Below are 8517 nucleotides of genomic sequence, written 5' to 3'. Positions count from 1 at the left end.
TTGTAGGGGAGATAGCTGGTCGTCATCATTCAACAACGTTTACCCCATCCATTTGGATGACATATCGTTCTGCCGCGCAGACTCCTAGGGCGATCGAATCCGCGATGGACAGCGGCGAGCGCTCGACCAACCGCAAAGCCGAACAAACGACCTTTGCCGACATACTGGAAAAGTATCGAGTCGAAGTGTCTCCGACCCATCGCGGTCACAAGAACGAAGTCGAACGTATTAACGCCTTTCTGCGGCATCCGGTTAGCCGCGTATCGATGAGCAAGCTAACGCCGACCGTTCTGGCCGCGCGGCGAGACGATCGATTGCGCACCATTAAGACCAAGCAGTGTGCTCCGCGAGATGACCATCATGCGCGCGGCAATCGCGCGTGCCCGGAGCGAATGGGGAATCGACCTGCGGGAGTGCCCGTTCTCGAAAGTGTCGAAGCCGAAGGCACCTGAGCCCCGGGAAACGCGCTTACGGGACGGCGAGGAGGACCGGTTAATCGCAGGCTGTGCAGGGGCAAGGAACATTTATTTCAAGCCTGCAATCGAGTTCGCACTAGAGACGGCAATGCGACAGGACGAGATAGTCGGGTTGGAGTGGGCGCAGGTTGATCTAGGGCGCAGGACGGCAAGACTGCTGATGACTAAGAACGGCACTTCGCGCATCGTTCCTTTGTCTACGCGCGCAGTTGAAATACTCATCGGCCTGCCGCGCGACACAAAGTATGTGTTCCAAGGGTTGCAGTCGTTTTCGATTAAGCACGCGTTCGTTCGGTTCACAAAGCGGACGGGATTGGTCGACTTACATTTCCATGACCTGCGGCATGAGGCGATATCGCGGTTGGTGGAGAAGGGCCTAAACCTCCTGGAAGTGGCCGCGATATCCGGGCACAAGACGATGGATATGCTGAAGAGGTATACGCACTTGCGAGCAGAAGACTTGGCTTTGAAGTTGGGGTGATAGTCCAAGACGCTGGACGCGAGACGGTTCTACAGGGTCTGAACCTATGATCTTCCTATAGCGTCAAGCGTGCTTAACCCTCTATAATCAAAAAAGCCGAAGCGTTAGCCTCGGCCTCCCGTCAGGTCGTGACGGTTACGCGAATATTATGTTTCTGTGTTTGCTGATCACGACGTACCTCCCTCCTTCCCATGCTCACCGTAGCTTGGATTTGGGGTCCCCTCGCCAGAGGACGGGTCAGTGTCAAGAAGGTCTTCGACATCGTTGGTGTTACCAGCACCAACGATGTCATCCTTCCTCCTGTATTGATTCCCATCGCGCATCAAAAATCCTTCGCTGACTAGTTTAGACAGCGTGGTCGCAACCGTCCCCTCGTTTAGTTTCGGCTTCCGATCTTTTATCGCAGCGATCACCTCCACGCGAGTCAATGACTTATCCGTCTCGAACAGCGCCTTAATCAGGTGCTTGGTGGACGGAGGCATCATCGTTTCGAGCAGAGGCGGCGCGCGCAACTGAAAGACGAATGGGACACCAAGTTGTACCTTCGAGGCGCCAATGCTGCCCGTGGGCGGCCACGCCTCAGGCGGTCCTGTATACCCGCTTTCTTCTTCCCTGATATCCGCCTCGATCTGCTGCATAACGCCAAGCGCGATTGAAAGTCGCATCTCTTCCGACTCCAGTTTGCTGATATTTTGCTTGTGGAGTTCGAGCGCATTCCGGACCGCTTCGATCCGCTCTTTCACTTTTGCGATGGCGTCAATACTGTTCATACCTTCAGTGTATCACGCAAAACAACGAGATTTCACAAAAAATTACTCATGCGTGATTGATCAAAATGATTAGTCAACCCTAAATTCGAGATTGTATTCACGACTTGTGAACTCACTTTTTTATCATTTTTGAAACAAAAATCGTCGAGAGTAAGGGGTTGGTGGCTGCTCGCGACTTCAGTTAGTGCGCAAAACCGGCCCTTGGTCGCTCCTTAGAAAGCGCACGCGGTCTCGCTACTGCCTACCGCAGGCAGCATCCAACCTATATGCCACGCGACTCGCCGTCTCAAAAGACGCGCGAAGGGACGCGAAAAGGGACTTGCCGCGCCTACTCGGTCTTGGGAACTTCCGGCCAGCCCGGTTTGTTCTCCTTGACCCAAGCATCCAACTTACGTCTTGCTGAGTCTCCGCCAGTTTCGATCTGGAGAAACTCGCAGATAGCCTTCCAATTCGATAGGCCACGCTGGTTTTTAAGAGACGGAATACTAGCGGCCCAATCCTTTGCCTTCGGGGAAGCGGCTCTTTTCCTTGTCTGTCTGGCATTCTGAAACGTCATAGATTCCACCAGCAGCGCTTCCGGGTCGATTAACCGTGGGTCCGATCCCGTCTTTGGCACACCCGTCGTTGTAAGGAACCCCTCGATTACCCGCTTCAATGCATCATTGAAAGATATGTTCTCGAAGGGTTCTGGATCGGCAAGCTTCTCGATAAGCCGCGCAAGATCAGCATCAACATGGAACTGTGGCATTTGGTCGCCTCACTTATTCGTAGTAGAGGCTTAGTGTGAATCACTATCCACTAGATGTCTACTTAAATCTAGTAGATAGTGGGTACTACCTCCTGGAGGCGGTATCTCGCCCATATCCGGCGAGGGTTTTTGGTCCCTTCCACCGCGAAAAGGGACGCGGAAGGGACGCGTGGCACGAGGCAACGTGTCGATTGTTCGAGAAAGGGCTCAATGCGATGGAAGTCTCTTCCGTTACGGTCACATTCGACGGTAGCAACACACGCGGTCCGTGGCACCACGTCGGGAGAGTGAGCGAAGCGCACTACACCTAAATTGCACCTGGAACGGCACGTTTTGACCTTGATTTACCTCGTACACCCTTGGTTTCAAGCTTCGCGAGTTGTATAAGGCGTTGATTTTTAAGGGGACTACTTGCGTCTGTACTCCTCCGAAGGCAGGGGGTGCTGGTTCGACCCCAGCCGGGCGCACCAATCTCCGTTACGATCCAGACTGATAGACCCCGGTCGGATCGGAGATATCGGCGCCGGCGCGGGTTTTCACAAGCGGCCTGGCTTTGCGAAAAAAACACGGTGTCCGGCAGACCGTTAAAACGCGCGTGCTGTTGCATAGACGATCGCATCGGCGATCGCCAGTTTGTGTTCCCGATGCAGTTCGGCTTGTTCTTCACAGACCTCGTGCACCAGCCATTTCGACAATTCGAGCTGTACGATCGTCGGCACGATACAGCGGGACTTGTCCGGAAATTCCTTGCTCACCTTCTTGCCTACGCACTGTCGACCAACCACCCGATCTCGGCCGAGGTATCGATCACGCGCATTGATGTCGCTATTAGTACCGGTCCTCGCGGTCACGATGGTCGTCGTTCCCGGCACCCTTCGCGATGCCGACCAGTTGCTCCAATTCGGGTACGGGCATGAGTAGCACGCCTTTGCCCTTTGGAATGAACACGAACTCTTGTCCGACCTCCCAATGCTGTTCATCACAAACCGCTTTGGGAATGCAGATCTGAAATTTGCTGGAGAGCGTAACAGTGGCGGGCATTGCCTTACCTTCTATAGATCGATATGAATCGGGTAAGGATGCATCTGTTCCCGTGGCATGCCAAGATGGTCACAACGGCAGGTCATATTGATTCTTGGGCCTGCGCCCACATTTGGTGATGTTGATAAACAATCGTAGGCGGGCCGACAAGCATGACCAAACCTGAACTTACCGAGCACGACAGCGCGCGTGCCGACTTGCTGTGCTTCCTCGTCGCGATTGCTGCTGCGTCGTACGCCCTGCATCAAGAATGGCGCGTGGACCATGTCGTTGAATGTTGCCGTCGATGGCTGAAGAAGAACCAGCTGAAGATGCACTGGCTCGAGCGGGTCCGAATGGGCCAACTTGCGCTGAAGATTGCCAGCGAAGACTTATTGGAGGCCGGCGTCGCGGTTCGGCTGTCAAGCGTGCAGGCACTCTTCACCGATGAAATGGAACTCAACGGTTCGAGCACAATGGTGCAGAGGATGATGGCGCTTTGCCACGATGCACTCTGACAACGTCGTGCAGTAGATTGCAGGACGTAATCATGGACGTTCGCTCATCAGCGACATCAATAGGGCAACGATGCAAACGCGGTCCCGCCGCGAGCGCATCACTTCTGAACTGCATCTAAAACGGCGCCCAGGCCAGTGCGAGTTGCAGCTCAACCAGCAGCGCCGTCGTCTCCGAACGCAGGCGCAGTCATAACAAGACGATAACTGCGCCTCGCCCAGCCCCCGCCTCAAGCCGCCGTATTAACGAACATCCCCGTGGCGCCCGACGCACCTTGCTGCTGAAGATTGCTGGCAAGACTCTGCAGGAACGTCTGCAACTGTGTATTCGTGCTGCTCGACGAGGAGCCGGACGTCGAGCCCAACGCCGACAGCAAATTCTGAAAATCCGATGTCAAACCACTGACGCTGCTCGAATCGGACGATGAACTGGTTGAGCCGGTGGTTGACGTAGTGCTACTTGAGCTGGACGTCAACGAATCAGCCAGCGCGGAGATTTGGGACGCAAGATCACCGCCGCCTCCGCCCCCATGCCGATGATGCCCGTGCGAATGAGCCGGCGCTGCGCCAGTGGGCGAAGTGGGCGCGGTTGTCGCGGCCGTGGTGGTCGCCGCGTTTGAGGTTGAAGCAGCACTGGTCGCGTCGGTAGCCGAAACAGCACTAGTGGCGGTGTCGCTGGTACTCGTCGATGTCGGGGCCGAGCTTCCCTGCTGCCCAGCCGTCTGGAACAACCCGCCGAGAAATTGTTGCAGAGCTGCGGCTACCGAGGTCGCCGACGGTGCCGAAGCGCTCGAGGTTGAATCGGTCGCGGATGTCGAAGTTGCGCTTGAACCGGCCGAAGACGTGTCGCTCGATGACGTCAATCCAAGTTGCGACAACGCTGCGGAAATAGCCTGCAGCAGCGGGTTTGTGCCGCCGCTACTGCTGGTCGATGAGGTCGACGAAGAATCGGCGTTATCGCTGTTTTGTTGGTTTGCCCGTGTGCGGTGAACCGCGCGCGGCTCGGCGCTAGCAGCCGATCCTGTCAGTGCTGAAATGGACATGCATTGCTCCGAGTGATTGGCATGAATTCTTGCTGGAACGACCAATGAGTGCAGTAGCCGCTACCGTCGTTAACGGCCTTGTTTTAGAGATCTTTTGCGAATCCGCTCGGGCGCTTATTACGCAATGTTTCTGACGCTTAGTAAGGCGCAGCGGTACTCGCGACATCGCATTCATCGCTCGCCACAACTAGTTTTCAAGTCGCTGTCACGCGCACCGTAGAACGCACGTATGAAACTCACTGGCATTGGCCTATACACCCTTCAGGAAGCGGAAAAACTCACCGGCGCTCAAGCGCGCGATGTGAGCCGCTGGCTGTTCGGCCATACCTTCAAGGATGGTGTTGGCGCTCCACTATGGACGCCCCAACTTGCTGGCCTCGACACAAAGGTTGTCGGCTTTCGCGACCTGATGGAGCTTCGTATCGTCCAGGCTTTCCGCGATCACAACGTTCCGCTGCGGGTGATTCGTGCTGCTATCGATGGCGCGAAGACGATGTTTGGAACTGAGTATCCCTTTACGGCGCATCGGTTCTTGATCGATGGACAATCGATCTTTTCCAAAGCGTTGCAAGAGCATGGCGACACTGAAATGCTCGACCTTGCCAAACGCAATTGGGTGTTTAAACGAATCGTTCGCCCGGCGCTGTACACCGGGATTGAATTTGCAGATAACGGCCAGGCAACACGTTGGTTTCCACTGAAGCGCAGCAAGGCGATTGTGTTCGATCCGGAAATCGCATTCGGCAAGCCTGTGCTGACGGACTATGGCGTCAGAACGGAAATCGTCGCCGAAGCCTTCAAGGTTGAGAAAAACAAAAGAACAGTTGCGTCGCTGTTCGACATACCGGTCGCCGCAGTCGACGTCTCCATCCGCTACGAGCGAACAACGGCATGACGTGCAGCGCGAAACAGCCCCGCCTTTAACCTCCACTCACCTCCGTCCCATACCCCCACCCCCGCTCCCTCAAATACCCCCTGTACGCCACCGACAGCCGATCACAAACCTGATGCAACTCCGCCTGCGGATCAAGCGGTAGCCGCTTTGGCCATTGCGATTCCACGCTCGGCGTGTCCTGCATCAGTATCTGCATATTGAAGTCATACAGCTCCTGATCGGAGTGCGCGGATTCATCCTCGAACACCGACACCATCCACGTCCGCGTCTCCGTTTCACTCACCGGCGACGCCACGAGCAACAGATGCAACGCGCCCGCACCGTGCTGCGCTGCCTTCGACAAACTCGCCACCAGCGGCCGTTTCACTCGATACACATAGTCAATATCCACGCCCTCCTGTCCCGGCAACCCCGCGGGTTGCCAGAACCGGCACTGCCGCGCCTCAAGCCCTCCCTCCGTCTCAATCACTTCGTAATCCTGTACTTCTGCATGCGATGCATCGCCGAGAATGCCGGTATGCACAAACGGGAAGTGCGCCATATCGAGGAAATTCTCGACCACACGCGGTGCCGATGAACGCACCGTCTGCGCCGCAAGATTGATCCGGCGCGCACCGGGCGTGTCGTACTCCGGAAAGAAATCAAGCGGACGCGAGGGCTCGCCAAGGCACGTCCACACCACGCCGTATTTCTCCTCCACGCGATACGTCCGCGCGCAAGCGCGCTTCGCGGGGCGTATCGAAGGATTGGCGGGAATGTGGATGCATTGACCATCGACGTCATAGCGCCAGCCGTGATAAGGGCACGTAATCAAGCCGCCCGTCACCGAGCCCAACGACAACTGCGCTCCGCGATGCGGACAGCGATCGCGCCAGACGTGGACATCGGTGGAAATATCGGGCTGCGCTGCCGAGTCTTCATTCTCCGACGCGTTGCGCCAGACCACCAGCCGTTCACCCGCCACCACAAACCCACGCAATTCCCCGGCGGGGACATCGGCGCTATTACAGACAGGCAGCCATTCGCCGAGCAACGCGGCATCGGGCGTGGAGTGGGCGTCATCGGCAGCGCTCATACCGCCAACGGAAGAAGCAAATTCAGAGGGTTGCATCGGACGTCGAAAAACCTGCGTAGTAAATAAAGATCAAGCAACGAATCAAGCAACGCGACAAATATCGGCTCAAACAACGATTCGAAACGAAGCCGGGCAGAACCGCTAGCCATCAAAACGCCCTAACGCGCCGAACGCATCCCGCCCCGTTCGAAATCGATCTCAACAAGTAAGCACAAATCCGCCATAAATCTAGCCGATTCGTGCGCTTTTCAGTCACTTTTCAATGACGCAGTACGATTGCGATTCTGCACTACGCAAGCACTGCAGAAAAAATGCAGAAAAACTGCAGAAAACGCGGCATCGACCAGCACTTCGGCATCACCTTCGACATCACATCAGGGAGGCTCAGAATGGGGCAGGCGAAGGACCCCTTGCACCGGCAGCGCGGTTACGTGTGGTCGCCGCATCACGATCCGGAAAAAGAGCAGGCAACGCTACGAGTCATACTGGGCGGCCTCGCAGCGGCAGTCTACGGTGTGCTGGCGTGGTCCGATCCAACGCCGGCCGCCATCGCCAGTTTCCACGCGCTCGCGCTTTGTCTGATCTACGGCGTCGCGACCCGGCTAATCATCAGCAAAATGCAGCGGCAGTCGGATCTGCGCCTCGCCTGCACGACTGTCGCCGATCAGGTCCTCCTCACCGTGGTCCTCGGTGCCGGAGGCGCGCTCACCCTGCCCATGCTGTGGGCCGTTTTCCTTTTTCTGATCGGCGCGGCCGGGCGTTACGGCAAGCGCACGCTGGCGTTGTCGTGTGGAACGGCGCTGTTGGGTATCGTCGCCTTGTCCGTCTTGCAGCCCTGGTGGATGGTCAATCAGTCCGCGGCGCTAGGGATTGGCCTAAGCGTCCTTGGGGCATCGATCTATCTCGCGGTGCTGATCGGCCGCCTCGGCAGCGCGAACCGCGACCTCGCGCTCAAGGCCGGCACCGACCCCCTCACGGGCTTGAGCAACCGCTACATGCTGGAACAGACCATCGGCCGGGCGGTGATGGCGATATCGACGGGACAGGAAGGCGCGACCGCGCTGCTGCTGATCGATCTCGACGGCTTCAAGGAAGTCAACGATACCTACGGCCACGAAGTCGGCGACGTCGTGCTGCAAACCTTCGCGGCGCTGCTGGCAAGAAGAGTAAGAACCACCGACACAGTCGCACGCCTCGGCGGCGACGAATTCGTCGTGCTGGCGCGGCACGTGACCGGCAACCACGCCGTGCAGACGGTGGCAAACGGCGTACACGCGGTGCTGGCGGAAATGCGGTCGGTGCAGGACCGGGTGATGAATGTATCGGCGAGTATTGGCGCGTGCCTGATTTCGCCGGACCTGAGCCCCAGTTACACGGATATTGCCGCGCTGATGCGCGCAGCTGATCGTGCAATGTATCGCGCCAAGGCGCAAGGTAAGGGTCAGACAGTATTCGCCGACAGCGCGGATTTCGAAACCTGAACTACTACGTCTA

11 protein-coding genes and 1 pseudogene are annotated in these 8517 nt (G+C 57.1%); 6 read left to right on the top strand and 6 right to left on the bottom strand.

The window, feature by feature from the left end:
- Both FH08_RS53105 and FH08_RS49025 read left to right on the top strand, forming a co-directional pair.
- Positions 1-452, top strand: a pseudogene (locus FH08_RS53105) (hypothetical protein); the annotation flags it as partial.
- Positions 352-957, top strand: a complete 606-nt coding sequence (locus FH08_RS49025; protein WP_081889768.1) for a site-specific integrase — start codon at positions 352-354, stop codon at positions 955-957. The pseudogene FH08_RS53105 and the gene FH08_RS49025, both read left to right, overlap by 101 nt.
- 167 nt (positions 958-1124) lie before the next feature.
- On the opposite strand, the gene FH08_RS0142630 is transcribed toward FH08_RS49025, so the two are convergent.
- From FH08_RS0142630 to FH08_RS0142615, 4 genes are all read right to left on the bottom strand, one after another.
- Positions 1125-1727 carry a hypothetical protein gene (locus tag FH08_RS0142630; RefSeq protein ID WP_031364217.1) on the bottom strand — a complete coding sequence of 201 codons (603 nt, stop codon included), beginning with the start codon at positions 1725-1727 and terminating at the stop codon, positions 1125-1127.
- Positions 1728-2055: 328 nt separating this feature from the next.
- On the bottom strand, positions 2056-2475 hold the full coding sequence (locus tag FH08_RS0142625; protein ID WP_031364216.1) for a hypothetical protein: 420 nt from the start codon (positions 2473-2475) through the stop codon (positions 2056-2058).
- Between the two features lie 584 nt (positions 2476-3059).
- Positions 3060-3230, bottom strand: coding sequence for a hypothetical protein (locus FH08_RS51505; protein ID WP_200878870.1), 171 nt, complete (start codon positions 3228-3230; stop codon positions 3060-3062).
- A gap of 73 nt (positions 3231-3303) precedes the next feature.
- Positions 3304-3516 (bottom strand): AbrB/MazE/SpoVT family DNA-binding domain-containing protein, encoded by a 213-nt coding sequence (locus FH08_RS0142615; RefSeq protein WP_031364215.1) that lies wholly within the window; start codon positions 3514-3516, stop codon positions 3304-3306.
- 152 nt (positions 3517-3668) lie between these two features.
- On the opposite strand from FH08_RS0142615, the gene FH08_RS0142610 reads away from it, so the two are divergent.
- A complete protein-coding gene (locus FH08_RS0142610; RefSeq protein ID WP_031364214.1) occupies positions 3669-4013 on the top strand; it encodes a hypothetical protein in 345 nt (114 codons plus the stop codon).
- Positions 4014-4240: 227 nt separating this feature from the next.
- Here the strand turns inward: FH08_RS0142610 and FH08_RS52800 are convergent, their stop codons facing one another.
- Positions 4241-4408, bottom strand: a complete 168-nt coding sequence (locus FH08_RS52800; protein ID WP_160172556.1) for a hypothetical protein — start codon at positions 4406-4408, stop codon at positions 4241-4243.
- Between the two features lie 172 nt (positions 4409-4580).
- On the opposite strand from FH08_RS52800, the gene FH08_RS0142600 reads away from it, so the two are divergent.
- Together FH08_RS0142600 and FH08_RS0142595 are read left to right on the top strand one after the other, a co-directional pair.
- A complete protein-coding gene (locus tag FH08_RS0142600) occupies positions 4581-5000 on the top strand; it encodes a hypothetical protein (RefSeq protein ID WP_031364213.1) in 420 nt (139 codons plus the stop codon).
- A gap of 282 nt (positions 5001-5282) precedes the next feature.
- Positions 5283-5948 carry a hypothetical protein gene (locus tag FH08_RS0142595; RefSeq protein ID WP_031364212.1) on the top strand — a complete coding sequence of 222 codons (666 nt, stop codon included), beginning with the start codon at positions 5283-5285 and terminating at the stop codon, positions 5946-5948.
- A 25-nt stretch (positions 5949-5973) separates the two neighbouring features.
- On the opposite strand, the gene FH08_RS0142590 is transcribed toward FH08_RS0142595, so the two are convergent.
- Complete coding sequence (locus FH08_RS0142590; protein ID WP_235210678.1) at positions 5974-7059, bottom strand: aromatic ring-hydroxylating oxygenase subunit alpha; 1086 nt, start codon at positions 7057-7059, stop codon at positions 5974-5976.
- Positions 7060-7334: 275 nt separating this feature from the next.
- Between FH08_RS0142590 and FH08_RS0142585 the strand changes: the two genes are divergently transcribed.
- Positions 7335-8504 (top strand): GGDEF domain-containing protein, encoded by a 1170-nt coding sequence (locus FH08_RS0142585; RefSeq protein ID WP_235210677.1) that lies wholly within the window; start codon positions 7335-7337, stop codon positions 8502-8504.
- Positions 8505-8517 lie beyond the last annotated feature (13 nt).

The organism is Caballeronia sordidicola, from assembly GCF_000729995.1.
GTDB classification, from domain to species: Bacteria; Pseudomonadota; Gammaproteobacteria; order Burkholderiales; family Burkholderiaceae; genus Caballeronia; species Caballeronia sordidicola_A.
The sequence above is the reverse complement of the archived record's forward strand: the minus strand, read 5'-3'. Positions and strand labels throughout refer to the sequence as shown.